Annotated in this window: 12 protein-coding genes; 4 read left to right on the top strand and 8 right to left on the bottom strand. The window is 54.7% G+C overall.

Annotated features, from left to right (window positions below):
- Positions 1 to 14 precede the first annotated feature (14 nt).
- From NST69_RS10525 to NST69_RS10510, 4 genes are read left to right on the top strand one after another with little or no spacing between them, the layout of a single operon-like run.
- Positions 15 to 926 carry an ABC transporter permease subunit gene (locus NST69_RS10525; RefSeq protein WP_342549207.1) on the top strand — a complete coding sequence of 304 codons (912 nt, stop codon included), beginning with the start codon at positions 15 to 17 and terminating at the stop codon, positions 924 to 926.
- Positions 927 to 945: 19 nt separating this feature from the next.
- A complete protein-coding gene (locus tag NST69_RS10520; RefSeq protein ID WP_076073683.1) occupies positions 946 to 1,815 on the top strand; it encodes a carbohydrate ABC transporter permease in 870 nt (289 codons plus the stop codon).
- 31 nt (positions 1,816 to 1,846) lie between these two features.
- Complete coding sequence (locus NST69_RS10515; protein WP_342549206.1) at positions 1,847 to 3,616, top strand: histidine kinase; 1,770 nt, start codon at positions 1,847 to 1,849, stop codon at positions 3,614 to 3,616.
- Positions 3,594 to 5,180, top strand: a complete 1,587-nt coding sequence (locus NST69_RS10510; RefSeq protein WP_342549204.1) for a response regulator — start codon at positions 3,594 to 3,596, stop codon at positions 5,178 to 5,180. The genes NST69_RS10515 and NST69_RS10510 overlap by 23 nt, the downstream gene beginning before the upstream one ends.
- A gap of 177 nt (positions 5,181 to 5,357) precedes the next feature.
- Here NST69_RS10510 and NST69_RS10505 read toward each other — a convergent pair whose 3' ends face one another.
- From NST69_RS10505 to NST69_RS10470, 8 genes are all read right to left on the bottom strand, one after another.
- Positions 5,358 to 5,561 carry a hypothetical protein gene (locus NST69_RS10505; RefSeq protein WP_036724896.1) on the bottom strand — a complete coding sequence of 68 codons (204 nt, stop codon included), beginning with the start codon at positions 5,559 to 5,561 and terminating at the stop codon, positions 5,358 to 5,360.
- Positions 5,562 to 5,592: 31 nt separating this feature from the next.
- Positions 5,593 to 6,759: a glycoside hydrolase family 27 protein gene (locus tag NST69_RS10500; RefSeq protein ID WP_342549202.1), complete on the bottom strand. Its 1,167-nt coding sequence runs from the start codon at positions 6,757 to 6,759 to the stop codon at positions 5,593 to 5,595.
- A gap of 548 nt (positions 6,760 to 7,307) precedes the next feature.
- Positions 7,308 to 7,736 (bottom strand): hypothetical protein, encoded by a 429-nt coding sequence (locus NST69_RS10495; RefSeq protein WP_342549200.1) that lies wholly within the window; start codon positions 7,734 to 7,736, stop codon positions 7,308 to 7,310.
- A gap of 90 nt (positions 7,737 to 7,826) precedes the next feature.
- On the bottom strand, positions 7,827 to 9,533 hold the full coding sequence (locus NST69_RS10490; protein WP_342549198.1) for an RICIN domain-containing protein: 1,707 nt from the start codon (positions 9,531 to 9,533) through the stop codon (positions 7,827 to 7,829).
- Between the two features lie 148 nt (positions 9,534 to 9,681).
- Positions 9,682 to 11,325 carry a response regulator gene (locus tag NST69_RS10485; protein WP_342549196.1) on the bottom strand — a complete coding sequence of 548 codons (1,644 nt, stop codon included), beginning with the start codon at positions 11,323 to 11,325 and terminating at the stop codon, positions 9,682 to 9,684.
- Positions 11,294 to 13,051 (bottom strand): histidine kinase, encoded by a 1,758-nt coding sequence (locus tag NST69_RS10480; protein ID WP_342549195.1) that lies wholly within the window; start codon positions 13,049 to 13,051, stop codon positions 11,294 to 11,296. The genes NST69_RS10485 and NST69_RS10480 overlap by 32 nt, the downstream gene beginning before the upstream one ends.
- A gap of 33 nt (positions 13,052 to 13,084) precedes the next feature.
- Entirely contained in the window at positions 13,085 to 14,758 is a 1,674-nt protein-coding gene (locus NST69_RS10475) for an extracellular solute-binding protein (protein ID WP_342550140.1), read from the bottom strand.
- Positions 14,759 to 14,996: 238 nt separating this feature from the next.
- Positions 14,997 to 16,250, bottom strand: a complete 1,254-nt coding sequence (locus NST69_RS10470; RefSeq protein WP_342549194.1) for an endo-1,4-beta-xylanase — start codon at positions 16,248 to 16,250, stop codon at positions 14,997 to 14,999.
- Positions 16,251 to 16,262: the final 12 nt, after the last annotated feature.

The following is a 16,262-nucleotide window of genomic DNA, read 5'->3' as shown; positions in this document are numbered from 1 at the left end:
GAGGAGTTGTCCGGATGATGGAATGGAAGAAGAGCAAGACGCGATTTACTCGCCAGCTACCTCTTCATTTGCTCATACTGCCATCTGTAATCTGTTTGCTGATCTTCAATTATGCGCCTATGGCGGGGCTATTGATGGCTTTTCAGGACTTCAAGCCCCGGCTTGGGTTCCTGCATTCACCATGGGTGGGCCTGGAGCATTTTCAATATATGTTTACGTATCCTGACAGCGTGCAGGTCATTTATAACACCCTGCTCATCGCTTCACTTAAGATTACGGCCAACATTATAGTCCCGATCCTCTTTGCCTTGCTGCTGAATGAGGTTCGCGCGCTGCTATTCAAACGGTTCGTGCAGACCCTCGTGTATCTCCCGCATTTCCTGTCCTGGGTGATTCTGGGAGGGATTCTGACGGATATCCTCGGCAATAAAGGCATTGTCAATCACCTGCTGACGCTCCTTGGCGCCGATACTGTATTTTTCCTTGGAGACGGAACCTGGTTTCGGATCACCGTAGTGGTCAGTGATGTCTGGAAGGAGTTCGGCTTCGCCGCAATTATCTATCTCGCCGCCATGAGCGGCATCAATATGTCGCTGTATGAAGCCGCCGAGATCGACGGCGCAGGCCGGTTCAAGCAGACGCTCCATGTCACCTTGCCGGCGCTGGTTCCCGTTATCCTGGTTGTGGGCACGCTCGCGCTGGGCAATATCCTCAATGCGGGCTTCGACCAGATCTTCAACCTGTACAACCCGCTGGTCTACCGGGAAGGGGATATTATCGATACCTTTGTCTACAGGGTAGGTCTCATGAACGGCTCCTTCAGCTTCGCGACCGCCGTCGGCTTATTCAAATCGGTCATCAGCTTCATCCTGATCGTTACGGCTTACCGGCTGGCCTACCGGTTCGGAAATTATCGCATCTTTTGAGTAAAGGCAGGCGGAATCTATGTATCGGAAAACAATCTCTTACCGCTGGTTTACAGTGCTCAACACTGTGCTTCTTGCAGTCCTGGCTATATTATGTATTCTTCCCCTTGTGCACGTAGCGGCCGTATCCTTCAGTTCCAGCGCGGCGGCTACGGCTAATCAGGTGTTTTTCTGGCCGGTCGGCTTCACGGCTGAAGCCTACTCCAGAACGCTTACGAATCCCTTGTTTCTGCGTTCCCTAATTCTATCTGTGGAAAGAACGCTCGCCGGAACCCTGCTGTCTATGGCATTGACCGTTACCGCCGCTTATACCCTTTCGCGCTCATTTTACGGCAGAAGCTTCTACTCCTGGTTTTTTGTCTTTACCATGCTGTTCAACGGCGGCCTGATTCCAACCTATCTGCTGATCACGCAGCTTCATTTAACCAACACGCTGTGGGTCCTGATTCTGCCGTCTGCGGTGAACGTGTTCAATACCATTCTGATGATGCAATTCTTCCGCGCCATTCCCAAAGAGCTGGAGGAGGCGGCAAGCATTGACGGAGCGGGTTATCTGAGGTCTCTGATCACGATCTATCTTCCCTTGTCGCTTCCCTCCCTGGCCACCTTATCCTTGTTCTCGATGGTCTGGCACTGGAACTCATGGTTTGACGGGCTGATCTATATGACCGATTACCGGCAGTATCCGCTGGCGACATTTCTGCAGACGATCATTCAGAGCGGCGACATGCGCAACACGAACATTGACCCCAGTCAGCTGAAAATTCTGTCGGAACGCACGGTGCGTTCTGCGCAAATCCTGATAGGAGCATTGCCGATCCTGCTCGTCTATCCGTTCCTGCAGAGGTTCTTCGTACAAGGGTTGACGATGGGCGCGGTTAAAGAATAAGATAAGCACAAAACTTAGGAGTCAGAAGCAGATGGGCAACAAGGAACGCAGTCTCTTCTCCAAGCTGGTCGGCTCGCTGGTTATATTGTTACTGCCGGTTCTGATCTTGTCGGTCTATTCGAACAGAGTCAATGAGAACGTGATTACCAGCCAAATCAAACAATCAGGAATCAGCCGGTTATCTACCTTAGCCACACAGATGGACAATATTATTACTCAGCTGGAGACCTTCACCTACCTCCTGATCCGTGATCCGAACGTCATTGAATTTCAGGACCTGTCCTTGCTGAATTCCAGCTACTACGAACAAATCAGCCGCAAAAAGCTCATTCAGGATAAGCTGTATCTGCAAAGCGCCTCGACGGAATGGATCAATGAAATCACGGTCTATTCGCCGCGTTCAGGGCAGACCATATCTACGGTCAACGGAACCTCCTATGATCTGGAACGTCTTCAGCGGCTGAGCAAGGACAACTGGAATTTCATTATGGATGACGATCATGGAAATAAACAGGGCACGGTCATCCACTTGACCTTTGAGCCCTACCAGTCCAGCAGCGGCATCGCCAGAGCCAATTCGATCATTGAAATCAGCTTTCACATGAACAACGTAATCCGGATGCTGGAGCAGTTTCAATCGCAGGGAATTGGGGAAGCGCTTTTTTATAAACCTGATGACATCTTCTTATCCACGCCCTCTTGCCCGCCTGAGCTTCTCCAGGAGGCTGTATCCGTCTTGAAGCGGACGCAGCGGACGCAGCTGGCGCATGAGGGCAATATTACTCTGGATGTCAGCGGAACTTCCTATCTTCTGTCTTATTCCGATGTGCAGGTGCTGGACGGGTATGTGGTTAACCTTGTGCCTTTATCCGAGATTCTGACGCCACTTAGGGTGACCAACCGGTTCGCCTATCTGGTCCTCGGACTGATCCTCATCGTAGGCATTGCCTTATCGTGGCTGCTGTACCGCAATGTTCAGGTCCCGCTGCGCGCTCTGGTCAGAGGGGTGCAGCTCATCAAGATGGGACAATACAAGACCAGAATTCCGCTTCAGGCGAACAACGAGTTCCGGCTCATTGTATCGAGATTCAATGACATGTCGGCGCAAATCCAGCAGCTGATCGAGAATGTGCTGGAGCAGCAGCTGCTCACGCATGAAGCTGAGCTGAAGCAGCTGCAATCACAGATTAATCCCCATTTTCTGTATAACAGCCTGTCCTACGTGATCAGCATGACCAAGCTGGAACGTAAGGATGCCGTGCTGCAAATGGCTTATCACCTGTCCGATTATTACCGTTATACGACCCGGGTGGAGAATCAGGCGGTGAGGCTGGCGGATGAACTGAAGAATGCTGCCGATTACCTCAGCATCCACCGGATGCGGATGAGCCGCATCCGCTACAGCATCGAGGTGGCGGACCTCATGCGGGACCTTGAAGTGCCCCGGCTGATTCTCCAGCCGATCGTCGAGAATGCGCTGATTCACGGGATTGAAGCCCTGGAGGGCCCCGGGAGGATCACGATTAGCGGGAGCCTGGACGGCAACGGATATTCGTTGATAGTTGACGACAACGGCGGTACTATGACCACCGTCCGGCTTCAGGAGCTACAGAAGCTGCTCACGAACCGGTATGGCGAACGGTCGGAAGCCTGCGGCCTGCTGAATGTGCACCGGCGGCTCCAGCTCCGGTACGGAGCGGATTCAGGGGTGAGGCTGTCGGTCAATGCGGCATCGGGACTGCGGGTAGAGCTGTACTGGACAGAGAAGGCGGTGGAGGATGAAGCTGTTAATCGTGGATGATGAAGAGCACTTAGTGGAGAGCATGACCGCAAGCATTGCCTGGGAGACGGCTGGCATTACCAGCGTATTCTCAGCCTATTCCGGCAAGCAGGCTTTGGAGCTGATGGGGAAGCATGCCGCGGACATCGTGGTGACCGATGTCCGTATGCCCGGCATGAACGGCATTGAGCTGATCCGGGCGGTCAAGCAGAATTGGCCTCAGACGGTCTGTATTCTGCTTACCGGCCATGCAGAATTTGAATATGCGCAGCAGGGGCTGAAAGCTAGGGCGGCTCATTATTTCCTCAAGCCTGTGAAGGATGAGGAGCTGCTCGCTGCCGTCTCTGAAGCGGCCTGCGGGCTGCAGGCCGAGCGGGAGCAGATGAACGCCTATGTGCAGTCCCAGGCGATGGTTCACCGCAATCTGCCTATCCTGCGCTCCAACCTGCTGAACCATCTGATCCAGGGACGCATGTGGACTGAACGCAAATTGACAGAGCAGCTCCAGTTATACGGCCTTCCAATCGGATTAGGTGATACGATCTCCCTGATTCTGATCCGCATCGAGGACCCGCAGAAGCGCTACGATCCGTCCGATATGTCACTCCCGGGCTTCGCCGTTACCAATATTGTGGAGGAGCTGGTGTCCCAGCACTTCAAAAGCTGGAGCTGCGAGGATGTATACGGCCATCTTCTGTTCATTGTGAATAGCGGCGGGGATGCAAGGGGACGTCAACTGGAGCAGACCGCGGATGAGATGAGGCAGATTGTCAGCCGGTTGCTGCATCTGACGATCTCGGTCATTCTCTCCCCTTCCGGGACCTTTCCTGCCAGTGTGGAGGAGCTGTATCAGCGCTGCGTCGCCACGGTCCGCTCGCAGATCGGCTACGACAACGACTTCGTCGTCCAGCTCGGCGGTCATAATGTCAAACCGGCCTCTCTGGTGGTCGCTTCCCTCTACTCTCCTCCCCTGTTCCCGCATCTGCTTGAGGCCGGGAACTGGGAGGCGGCAAGAGAGAAGCTGCATGTGGTGTTGCAGGAATGGGGCACGAAGTATAGCGGCTCGTATGAGCATTTATCGGAGATTGTTTACGCATTGAAGTCCGCGTTCTCCTACTTTGTGCATAAGAACGGCGGTCTGCTGACAGACTACCGCCTGCATACGCCGCTTGATATCAGGAGCATCGGAGAACTGGAATATTGGGCAACGGGCTTGCTGGACAGGCTGCAGCATGAGATGAACACCGAGCTGTCCGCCTCCCGTCACTCCGTTGTCGCGCAGATTCATCAATTCGTGCAGGAGCATCTGTCGGAGGATGTCTCCCTTCAGGCTATCGCCGAATATGTGTATATGCATCCAACCCATGTATCCAAGGTCTTCAAGCGGGAGACGGGAGAGAACCTGTCCGATTACCTGCTGCGGCTGCGGATGGAGAAGGCTGTATTCTTGCTGAAGGACAGTAAATACAGAGTTTATGAAGTAGCGAACCGCCTGGGATACAAGAACCCCACGTATTTCATCAAAGTCTTCAAGGAGCATTTTGGCGTCACCCCCCAGGAATTCAGGGAGAGCACGCTTCTCTAATTACGCTCCCGGTAATTCCGGGCCAAAAAGCCCACCAAAGAGGCAATCGCCTTGACGGTGAGCTTTTTGTCGTTCTATATATGCGAAAAATCCACTACCGGCAAGCACGCGGTCCGCAGCAGTCTGTCCGCTGCTGTCTTCTGGTGTCTGCCAATAGAGGGTCATGCAAGGGTATAACTAACGGAATAGCACGCATTTCCCCGATTCCCTGAAATACTTGATCAGCCGCTCAATCGGCTCGCGTCCGCATTTCAGCTGCTCGCCAAGACAGTCGATACACAGGAAATCCTGGGCATTGCGCGTGACCAGCTTCAGGTAAATCGCCACATCATCCGTCATCAGAGGGACCCCGCATTGTCTGCAGGTTCTGTTCATGCTCATACGCTTCTCTTCTTTCTTATCTCTAGACCAATCAGACCAATTTCGCCCGCACGATCAGACAGTCATGGGCTGGAACGACCGGAGCGAACCGTTCTCTGAACACCCCAAGCTCCTTGTGCTCCCAGCAGTCATACAGGGACAGCGATTTGCCGGAAGCATACGGAAGCCCGAAATCCCAGAATTGCAGCGACATCTCTCTTTGACCATCACTCAGATTGAAGAATCCGATCGCGAGGTCACCGTCTGCTAATACTTTTACCAGCATGAATACTTCATTGGTATGGAACCACTGCGGCTCAGGCTTAATGCGGTAAGCTCCGCGGCCCTCGATATCCTGGTTGATGGCAATCAGATCCGGGTTCAGTAGAATGTTCTTGGTCGCTTCGTTGGCCTTGCGGATGTCACTGCCGATCATCAGCGGAGAGCCCAGCAGGCTCCACAGCGAGAAGTGCGTCTTGTACTCCACATCCGTGCAGCCGCCGATCTGGCTGCCGATGAAGTCGCTGTTGCTGCCCCCGTACATGCCGACTACCAGCATATCCAGATCATTATGGCAGTAGGCTCCGGTGTAGGCGGCTTTGTCGAGCTGCGACAGCGCGAGGGTCTTGATCGATTCCCAGCTGTCCTGGATATCGCCGGTGGAACGGTACATATGCGCGCCGGATTCACGAATCCACTGGTAGACATTATCCTCACCCCAGTTACATGCGGAGAAAAGAATATCTCTTCCGCAGTTCTTAAGTGCGAGACTCATCCGCTTGTACAGCAGCTCTCCCGACATATGTCTCGGCTTGAAGCAATAGTCGTACTTAAGAAAATCCACGCCCCATTCAGCCAGGGACTCCGCATCCTGAAATTCATGCTCGAAGCTGCCCGGATACCCGGCGCAGGTATGCGTTCCCACACAAGAGTACATGCCGAACTTCAGTCCCTTGGAGTGAATATAATCTGCAACCGCCTTCATTCCGTTCGGGAATTTGTCCGGGTCAGCCACCAGCTTGCCATCCTTGTCCCGTTCCTTCAGGCTCCAGCAGTCGTCAATGACAATGTATTCGTACCCTGCATCCTTGTAACCGTCCGCCACCAGCGTATCGGCCGCTTCCCGGATCAATTGCTCGTTGATATCCCAAGTAAACGTGTTCCATGAATTCCATCCCATCGGCGGCGTTAAGCCAAGCTGTTGCTGTTTGTCCATCATTCGTATTCATCCTTTCGAGTCCATCATTAAATAAATAGTTACCAGCTAGTAGTCATCTGCATAAATGCTGTATTCTTTATGTATTTAATCACACCAAATCCTTGTAATCTATAGTTTGACGTTGCTTTCATATCGACAAATGTTGCTTTTGAGTGCGATGCTTATCTGCCTCCTTAGCCGCCATCAAAACTGCTTGATCCGTCTCCACTTCTGAACATAGGTGGAAAAGGGTATCTTAATTTTCCGTATTCTCAGGATTAGGCGGGAGCAAGTGGATAAAGAGCATCTAATGGGTTTGATTTCGTCACTTTAGTGGAAATGCGCAAAATTAAGTGTTGTTTATCCAACCATTGCCGTAGGAGGAGCCTTTTGTTCACCAGTAAGTGTATAAAAGGCAACTGTTTCCCTCCACACCTTTGCGCCCGAACCTCCAGCCTTCGCCACCCGTCCTCCACACCTCCTCGCCCGCCGTATGTAATCGGTTTTTCGATTACCTTTCGCCCGCACGCCTCCGCAGCGCCGAATGTAATCGGTTTTTCGATTACATTTCACCCACGTGCCTCCGCAGCGCCGAATGTAATCGGTTTTTCGATTACATTGAGCCCGCACGCCTCCGCAGCGCCGAATGTAATCGGTTTTTCGATTACATTGAGCCCACGCGCCTCCGCAGCGTCGAATGTAATCGGTTTTTCGATTACATTGAGCCCACGTGCCTCCGCAGCGCCGAATGTAATCGGTTTTTCGATTACATTGCGCCCGCGCGCCTCCGCAGCGTCGAATGTAATCGGTTTTTCGATTACATTGAGCCCACGCGCCTCCGCAGCGCCGAATGTAATCGGTTTTTCGATTACATTGAGCCCACGCGCCTCCGCAGCGCCGAATGTAATCGGTTTTGCGATTACCTTTCGCCCGCACGCCTCCGCAGCGCCGAATGTAATCGGTTTTGCGACTACATTCGGCACTCGCACCTCCCGCACGCTCAAAAAAGCCCCCTTCACCCCACGCGGCAATCCGGTACTGTCCCGGACCGCCCTGCAGATGGAGAAGGGGGCTCTTACCATAAAGCTCTAGTTCACCTGAACCAGCTTCCATTGCTGGTGCAGATCGCCGCGGTAGAGGTTCTGCTGGAGCTTCGCGCCGTCTGCGGTGGAGGCTCCTGTGACTTCGACTGCCTTGTTACTGTTCACATTAAGAATGCTCCAGTAGCCATTACTCAGCTTGATCAGGCGGAACTGCTGGGCGGTGTTATTCAAATCCTGCATCAGCTGGATGGCTTCGCCGTTATTCTTCGTGCTGTTACGCACATCCATCACCTTATTGTCGGAAGAATTCACGCTGCGCAGCCGGTAAATATTATTGTACGTACCCATATCCGTAACCGTCCATTGCTGAGCCAGCGCGGTGTTCTCCGGCCACTGCTGGAGCTGAAGGGAGTTCGTATTCTGCCCGTTCGGCACATCAATCGCCTTGCCTGACGCCCGGTTGATCAGCTTATACTTCGCATTGTTGGTGACTCCGTTCCACACCCCGTTCCAGGGGTTGAACTGTGCCCGCTCATAATACCATTCGAAGATAAAGCGCGCCATGCCGTCCCGGGTGGCGTTGCCGTCATAGAGCAATCCGCCGTCCGGATCGGCGAAGGAGCTTTTGGGACCGGAATCGAGCAGGAAGCCGTTCATATGGACGGCAATGCTGACATTGCCGGCGGCGGTGAAGATCGCTTTGGTATTCTTGCCGAAGCCTGCGTTCGTACCGTTGAACAGATCCCAATACGAGGAGTCTCCCGGCTGGTTCTTGAACCAGGTAGTTTCAGTAATATTGATCGGGTAAGCATCGGCAGCAGGCTTGATGCTGCTATCCCAGATCTGCTGAAGCGAGTTGAAATTGTCATAAGCACCGTAGCCCGGATACCAGTGTACGGCATAGCCGTAATTGTTCAGCGGGTCGGTCAGCGGACTGGATGCCGTCAGCTGATAATGCTGATCCCAGCCGAGCCCGGAAGCCCAGATCACATTATCCGCGCCCTTGCTGCGGATGGTCGAGATCATCGAGTTCTGGAAATTCTTCAGCGAATTCCAGAACGCCGCGAAGTTCGGCTGGGAGGGATTGCCGCCCCATTGTCCGTTCACATCGCTCAGCACAGGCTCGTTCACCAGCTCGAACATAACATTATCCGCGCTCTTGAGTCCCGGCTGAGAGGCCAGATAACCCCAGATCTGATTGAACTTGTCCAGATTGGCCTGGGTGGTCGCTTTGTTGTCCAGCAGGGTGAAGTCCAGCCCCAGCGTGACATACAGCCCCTTCGTCTTCGCATACTCCACATAAGGAATGATCAGATTCTGGGTAGCTGCCTGAAGGCCCGCGAAGTTATACGTTCCTGCCGCGACATCGCCCATATCCTCCCGGTCGATGAACAGGCGGACCTGATTCGAGTACCAGCCGTGGCTGTTGCCGTATTTGCCGGAGGTGCTGGTGAAGGTATCCGTGATCTCCTTCAGGTACTCCAGAGTGGCCTTATGCCGGTTCCCGCCGTTGCGGTTCAGATAATAATTGCTGTTCTGATACGTCCAGTAAGCCCCGGTAGGCTGATGCCAGCCGCTCAGCAGCACAGGTTGTCCGCTGCTGTTCACCAGCTGATTGCCGCTTACATGCAGCTTGGGAACAGGCGAACCCTCCCAAGCGTTTGCCGTGCCGCCGCCGGACTGCATTGGCGTCAGCAGCAGGGCCAGCATCACCAGCAGCTTCATGGACCAGCTTAATTTCCTTTTTCTCACAGATACCCATCTCCTTCTCATTTCGTGAAATCGGCGGATGCCGTCTTAATGAAAGCGAATACATTTGAATTGTACTCTGCGGGGAGACAGGCGGAAACCTGTGTGATTATAGTTGATAGACTTACAAATTATAGTTGATAGACTCAGATTATAAATTTACATGCAGAGACTCCCTGTATTCCTGGGGGGTCATTCCCGTCATTTTTTTGAAGAACCGGGTGAAGGAATGGTGGGCCTCATAGCCGACATCCTGCGCCACATCGCGGATTTTGAGCGCCTCGTTCCCCAGCAGCTCCTTCGCCTTGACCGCCCGGCACTGATCGATATACTCTGACAGGTTAATGCCCTGCTCCTGCTTGAAGAAGCGGGACAGGTACGACGGATTGAAATAATGCAGCTCGGCCAGCCGCACCAGAGACAGGTCCTCGCCCAAATGGCTGTGGATATATTCGCAGATCCGTTCAATAACCTCCGAGGAACGTTCCTTCTCGGCTGTGCTTCTCCGCTCGAAGAGATCTGCGGCCAGCCTCTCCAGATAATAGATGCCCTCCCCCAGGGAAGAATGCTCGTCCAGCCGCATCAGCTTGCCATATTCATTGACAAGGCTGTAGAGCTCCGAGCGGTTCATATGGGACAGCAGGACAAGGGCAACTGTATAATACAGCTCGGCGGCTTCTTCCACAGAGACGCCCGAATGAATGCCTTCCCGGATCTCCTCCAGCGTCTCGGCGAACCGCTCCCGCCGTCCGGCATCCAGATGGGCCGCAAGATTCTCCACCCGCTGGTGAAGCCGGACCCCCGTCTCACGGATTACGTCAGGCTCGGGCGGACCGCTGCGGTCAATCTGCACCATGGAGATGCCGTCCCCGATCTTCATCTGCTGCAGCCGGTGAAGCCGCTCGTAATGGCGTCCGGTCTCTGTCCAGGTACAGGCCGAGCCGCTGACCGTAAAAGCAACCGGCAGGCCCAGCGTCTGCCGGCAGGATTCCTGGATCATCTCCAGCGTCCCCTCCAGATACCGCGCGAAATTCCCGCCGAAGACAGCCTCGGCATTATGCAGAGGCTGCAGCAGCCACAGGAGATCCCCGTGCCTGTCAAGCACCCAGGCATGCCGGGTCATCTCCGCCAGATGGGAATTCCAGATCAGCCGGGAAGAGGTCAGAAGCTCACGCCGGTCCATGTAAGAGATGCCCTCCGGGTAGGTAAGCCGTCCAAGCACGAGCATGACCGGGAATTGGGCTTCCAAACTGATACCCAGCTTGCTGAAATCTGCGCTTAAAGCATCCGTATCCGCACACAAGACCTGGCTGTCCTGAAGCAGATGGCGGAGATAATCACCCTGCGCCGCCGTCTCCATGGAATCGCGCTGCTCCCTGGACTGCTCCAGCAGCTCGCTCAGCATATTGCCCTGCTCAATCTCCTGCAGCACCTCCTGCACCGTCTCAATAATCTTGTCGAAGCCCTCCGTCTTCAGCAGGTAACGGGCCCCGGGAATCTGCAGCGCACTATAGGCGTAATCGAATTCACTGTAGCCGGTCAGAAAAACAATCCGCGACCGCGGCCAAAACTCCCGGATCTGCTCAGACATCTCCAGCCCGCTCATGCCGGGCATGCGGATATCCGTCAGCACAATATCGATCCGGGTGCGCGCGAGCCACTCCAGGGCCGCTTTTGCCGAATAGACCTTGTAGACATCAAGCTTGTCCGGAAGCAGTTGGTTGAACGCCTCGTATAAGCCGTCTGTTATTATCTCTTCATCATCAACGATCAATAGTCTGTACAAGACCTTCACCTCCTGTCAGCCTGATCCGGATCACTACCCGGAGGCCGCTTAATGTGCTTCTGTCCAGGAACAGGCCGCTGCCTTCCCCGTAGATTAATTGGATGCGCCGGTGAATATTGCTCATACCGGTAACTTCATGTGTTCCGCCGTTCTGATTCAGCCGCCTTCTCAAGGTCTCGATCCGTTCATCGGTCAGCCCGCTTCCGTTATCCTCGACAATAATGCGGATCTCCCGTTCCTCCTGTTCAAAAGAAACCCGCAGCTCCCCATCCTCCGCCTGCTTCTCCAGACAATGCTCATAGGCATTCTCGATAATCGGCTGGATAATCAGACGCGGAACCCGCAGCTCCTTCATGGCTTCCGGCAGCTCGTCGAACTGCACCTGAATGCGCCTGGAGAAGCGCATCTTCTGGATCTCCGTATACATCCGGGAATGGCGCGTCTCCTCCGCAAGCCGGACATTATCCTCCCCGTTCCGGGTGATGAACCGGAAATATTCGCCCAGCATACCGGAGAACTCCTCGATCCGGGAGCTGTCCCCCTGCTTCGCCAGGGCGCTAAGGATGAAGAAGCTGTTATAGAGGAAATGCGGGTTGATCTGCGACTGGAGCTGCTTCAGCTCCGCCCGCTGCATCATCAGCTTCTGGGTGTAATCCTGGTCAATCAGCATCCGCAGCCGGCTGAGCATCTGGTTGAACCGGAGATACAGATAGCCGAATTCATCCTTGCGGCCATGGTCAATCTGAATATCAAGCGAGCCGCTCTCCATCCGTTTGAAGCTGCGGATCAGCACAAGCAGCGGCTTCTGGACGAACTTATAGGTCGCATAGGAATAGATCAGCACCGCCAGAAAGGACGCTGCTGCAAACAGCCAGGCCCAGACCACGAACTTGGTCAGCGGCCGCTTGACCGCCTTCTCCGGCAAGTAGGTAGCCACAGCCATCCCCAGCTTGTCCGAGGTGAAGCTGTCGATATGATACCGGATTCCGTCCAGCTCCCAGTTATACAGATTCCCTTCATCGATCGCCTGGTGATAGCTCTCAATCAGCTCCGGGGAGCTGTTCTCTGTACCGAGTGCAAAGTCCGTCAGCCGCGAAACCAGCAGCGAGCCGCTCTCCTCATACGCGTTGATCGCCCGGAGCGAATCCTTCAGCTTCTCGTTATCCAGCTCAATCTGAACGATGAACAGCGGTGGCTCATTCCTCCTGCCGCTGGATTGGGTAACGCTTAACTCCAGGAAGTTGTTCCAATTGATCAGCCGGCCTTCTTTTCTCAGATCGACCGACCGGAAGAAATTGAACTTGCTGCTGTCAAAATCATCGATGCCATTCATCGCGGACAGCGTTTTGTTAATGGTCCGGATATGAACGAACACATCGCCGATATAGGCGCTGCTGTTCTTCAGGGAGGTGAGCCGCTGCGTGATGTAGTTCAGGCTCTCCCGCTTTTGAACATCGTCCATATAATTCCAGGTAACGGCAATCTTATTCAGCTCGGTATCCTGGGCAAGATCATACTGCTGGATCTCCATCCACTCCACCTCGCGGTTCAGGTCCTCCAGATAATAGGTTAATTGCGACAGAGTCGCTCTGGACAGATCCTGACTTGCATTCCTGTAGCTCCAGTTGTAGAGGTAGAGTCCCAGCAGCAGAATCGGCAGAATAATCGCGAGATACGTGACAACCATCCGGATAAAAATAGTGTGGCGCATCGACACCGCAGGAAACTTAAGCACGTGTACCGCCTCCATTGCTCTGCTCAGGCCCGATCATTTGCCGCTCCCGCCCTTCTCTGCATACCAGTCATTAACCTCAGCCGTAATCTGCTCGCCGCCCAGCTTGTTCCACTGGGCCACGAAATTATCGAACTGACTGATCGGTCTGCCCTGAATGATATCAAGAAAGGCATCAATCTGAAGATTATTTAGAATATTCTGCTTCTCGATCATCGTCTCTGTAGGTGCGCCGACGAAGCTCTCATAGAGCAGCTGAGATTTACGTTCATACCCGTCCAGGATGGAAAAAGCACCCGAAGGCCCATACGTCCGCTCCCAGCCCCAGCCTGTCTCGCTGTCCGCACCTCCGGCCTCGTATGCGGCAATCCGCTTCTGGATCGTCTTCGCTTCATCCTGAAGCACGGAGGCATCGCCGGTGCGCCGGAAGGTCTCCAGCTCCCGGAAGGCCTCCAGGTTCTTCTGCACCGGAAACGGCGTCACCGGCGACAGCTTCCACACCGCCTGCGGAGCGTTATAATACCGCTCCACCTCACTCGTAGTCCCCCAGTTCTTCTCCAGATGCAGATTAATCAGCTTGATGAGCGCTTCAGGATGCTGAACACCTTGCTTGACCGCCAGGAACTGGTTCGTGCTGAACGGAAGCGGCACCTTCGGCGGTGCCCCGGACTCCGAGACTAGCGGGAAGGCTTGCCACTCGGCCTGCGGATTATGCTCACGGCTGAGCTGCACGAGGAAGGAGCCCCACTGCTCCCCATACATCATGCCGACCTGCTCATGCTCAATCCAGCCGCTGGCCTTGACCCCGTCCTTGAAGGCGAATTCCCTGTCAATCTGTCCCGTCCGGTACAAGTCCTGAAGCACCTGCAGGGCATGCTTGACCTCCGGCTGGATACCTCCATAGACCAGCTTACCGGTCTTGTCCTTCATCCAGATTCCGGGATACGCACCATAACCGGCCATGAAGCCGGTAAGTCCCATGACCGGGTCCCACAGGTATTTGGTTGCCGCAAGACCGTAAGTATCATGCTTGCCGTTAGCGTCAGGATCTTGCTGCGTAAACGCTTTCGAAATAGCCAGCACCTCTGCCATCGTCTGCGGCGGCTGCAAGCCGAGCCGCTCCAGCCAGTCCGTCCGAATCCACAGGAACATCGCGCCCTCAATGGACGAATTGGTCTCCGGGATGGCCATAAGCTTGCCGTCAAGGGTAACCGTCTCGAACGGACCGGTCCCTTCCTCGTTCAGCACCTTGCGGGTTAACGGGGTTGCATACTGGTCATAGACTTCGCTCAGGTCCTGGATCAGCCCTGCATTGCTCAGCACCCTGAGCTGCGAAGCATTCACCCGCACAATATCGGGGATATCCCCGGAGGCCAGAGATACCCCCAGCTTACGGGAGTAGATGGAGCTCCACTCCGTCCAATCATAGGTAATCTTAATCCCGAGCACCTCTTCATACAGCTCGGTCCAGCGGTTATGCTCCAGCGACTCCCCCGGCAGTTCCTTCAGTATTTCTTCCAGCGCATCGTTGTTCTCACGTACGAACGACAGCTGAATCGGCGGATCATATTTGCTTAGACCCGGCTCCTCATAGAGCGGAGCGCTCCCCGGCTGTCCTTCTGGGACCGGAGAACGCTCCGCAAGGCTATCACTCTTCTCACAAGCGGTCAACAGTTGTACGGCCATGCATGCAGCGACAGTCCAGGCCATTGTATTCTTGATTGTTTTGGGCACCAGTTGCAACCTCACTTTGCAAGATTATTTATTACCGGAATATTATATTATCCAGGCAAAAATAAAGGAATTGTAAGGTGCATTTCTTGTTTGGCTTACCCGTTCTTTACCAATCAAGTGGAAACGGCTTTGCCGTCCTTTTTAAGGACGGTACCGTTTCAGCGGGAAATAGAAGGATAAGTTATCGTGTGCAACATATAAATTCTATATATTTTTAGAAATCCGTGACCGCCTGGAAGGCCGGTTTGGGCTGATGCTGCCGGTCGAACAGCATCGGCGCCTCGGTCCGCCTGGCCGGGAATGTGCTCAGCCAGGTATGATCATCTGCAATGCCCCAGAACATGACCCCGCTTAACAGCTCCTTCCGATCTCTTAGAGCAGCGAATAGCTCGCCGTACCGCGCGGCCTGCCGCTGCAGGATATCCTCAGGAACTACAGGGCCGACATCACTGAGATCATTATAGACATACAGGCTCATATCCAGCTCGGTGATCTGATTATCCAGGCCCAGGGCATGGAACTTCTCCATGGACTCGATTATGCTCTCCACCGAAGGATACTCCAGATTAATATGGGTCTGGTGGCCAACCCCGTCAATCGGCACTCCCTTCGCCAGCATATCCTTCACCAGCTCGTAGAGCCGGTCCCGCTTCTCCGGACTCTCTGTGCCGTAATCATTAATGTACAGTTTAAGCTCCGGTCCTCCAGCCTTGCGGGCCGCCCGGAAGGCGGTCTCGATGAAGCCGGTGCCGGTGATCTTGTACCAGTCGCTGGCCCGCATACCGTCAGGGTCATTCGGCTCAATCACCTCATTCACTACATCCCAGGAGGAGATGTCGTCCTTGTAACGGCTGACAACAGCGGTGATGTAGCTGTCGAGCCGCTTCAGCAGCAGCTTCTTGTTCGCTTCGCGCCCTGCTGCATCGGTCTCATCCACCATCGCCTGACCGGCTTCATCGCGGAAGAACCACTCCGGGGTCTGGCTGTGCCACACCAGGGTGTGGAAGCGCAGCCCCATGCCGTTCGCCTTCGCGAAGGCGACGATCCGGTCGGCCCGTTCCCAGGTGAAGGTGCCCTCAGCCGGTGCAATCGCATCCGGCTTCATGGCATTCTCGGCCACGAGCCAGTTCACATGCCGCTTCAGCAGCTCTGCCGTGGCCCCTTCGGTCTGGTCCGGCTCCACTGCAGCACCTATGGGGAAGTAATCCGCATAGGCTGCCGCCAGCGGCGGGGCCTCCTGCTGCGCCGGAGCTTCCGCCGCAGCTTCAGGCGAAGCTGTAGCGGCCGGAGTCCCGGCGGGCGAGGCTGCCGGGGATGACGCTGCGCTCTCCTGCGGCCCCGGCGAGGGGGCAGCCGGAGCCGCATCCCCGCCCGGAGCGGAGCAACCGGATAACCCTAGAAGCGCGGCTGCGAAGACTATACTCCGGGCCAGTCTGGCCGGAGTGCTTGTTCTGTTATTTTGGCGCATAGTCATCCTCCT

The sequence above is a fragment of the Paenibacillus sp. FSL P2-0089 genome (assembly GCF_038595095.1).
GTDB lineage: Bacteria > Bacillota > Bacilli > Paenibacillales > Paenibacillaceae > Paenibacillus_AQ > Paenibacillus_AQ silagei.
Note: the sequence above shows the minus strand (reverse complement) of the source record. Positions and strands in the feature narration are given on the sequence as shown.

What these genes read in the sequence shown, in the direction of transcription:
- NST69_RS10525 (WP_342549207.1), top strand. Translation starts at nt 15, where the DNA reads ATGATGGAATGGAAGAAGAGCAAGACGCGATTTACTCGCCAGCTACCT.
- NST69_RS10520 (WP_076073683.1), top strand. Translation starts at nt 946, where the DNA reads ATGTATCGGAAAACAATCTCTTACCGCTGGTTTACAGTGCTCAACACT.
- NST69_RS10515 (WP_342549206.1), top strand. Translation starts at nt 1,847, where the DNA reads ATGGGCAACAAGGAACGCAGTCTCTTCTCCAAGCTGGTCGGCTCGCTG.
- NST69_RS10510 (WP_342549204.1), top strand. Translation starts at nt 3,594, where the DNA reads ATGAAGCTGTTAATCGTGGATGATGAAGAGCACTTAGTGGAGAGCATG.
- NST69_RS10505 (WP_036724896.1), bottom strand. Translation starts at nt 5,561, where the DNA reads ATGAGCATGAACAGAACCTGCAGACAATGCGGGGTCCCTCTGATGACG.
- NST69_RS10500 (WP_342549202.1), bottom strand. Translation starts at nt 6,759, where the DNA reads ATGATGGACAAACAGCAACAGCTTGGCTTAACGCCGCCGATGGGATGG.
- NST69_RS10475 (WP_342550140.1), bottom strand. Translation starts at nt 14,758, where the DNA reads ATGGCCTGGACTGTCGCTGCATGCATGGCCGTACAACTGTTGACCGCT.
- NST69_RS10470 (WP_342549194.1), bottom strand. Translation starts at nt 16,250, where the DNA reads ATGCGCCAAAATAACAGAACAAGCACTCCGGCCAGACTGGCCCGGAGT.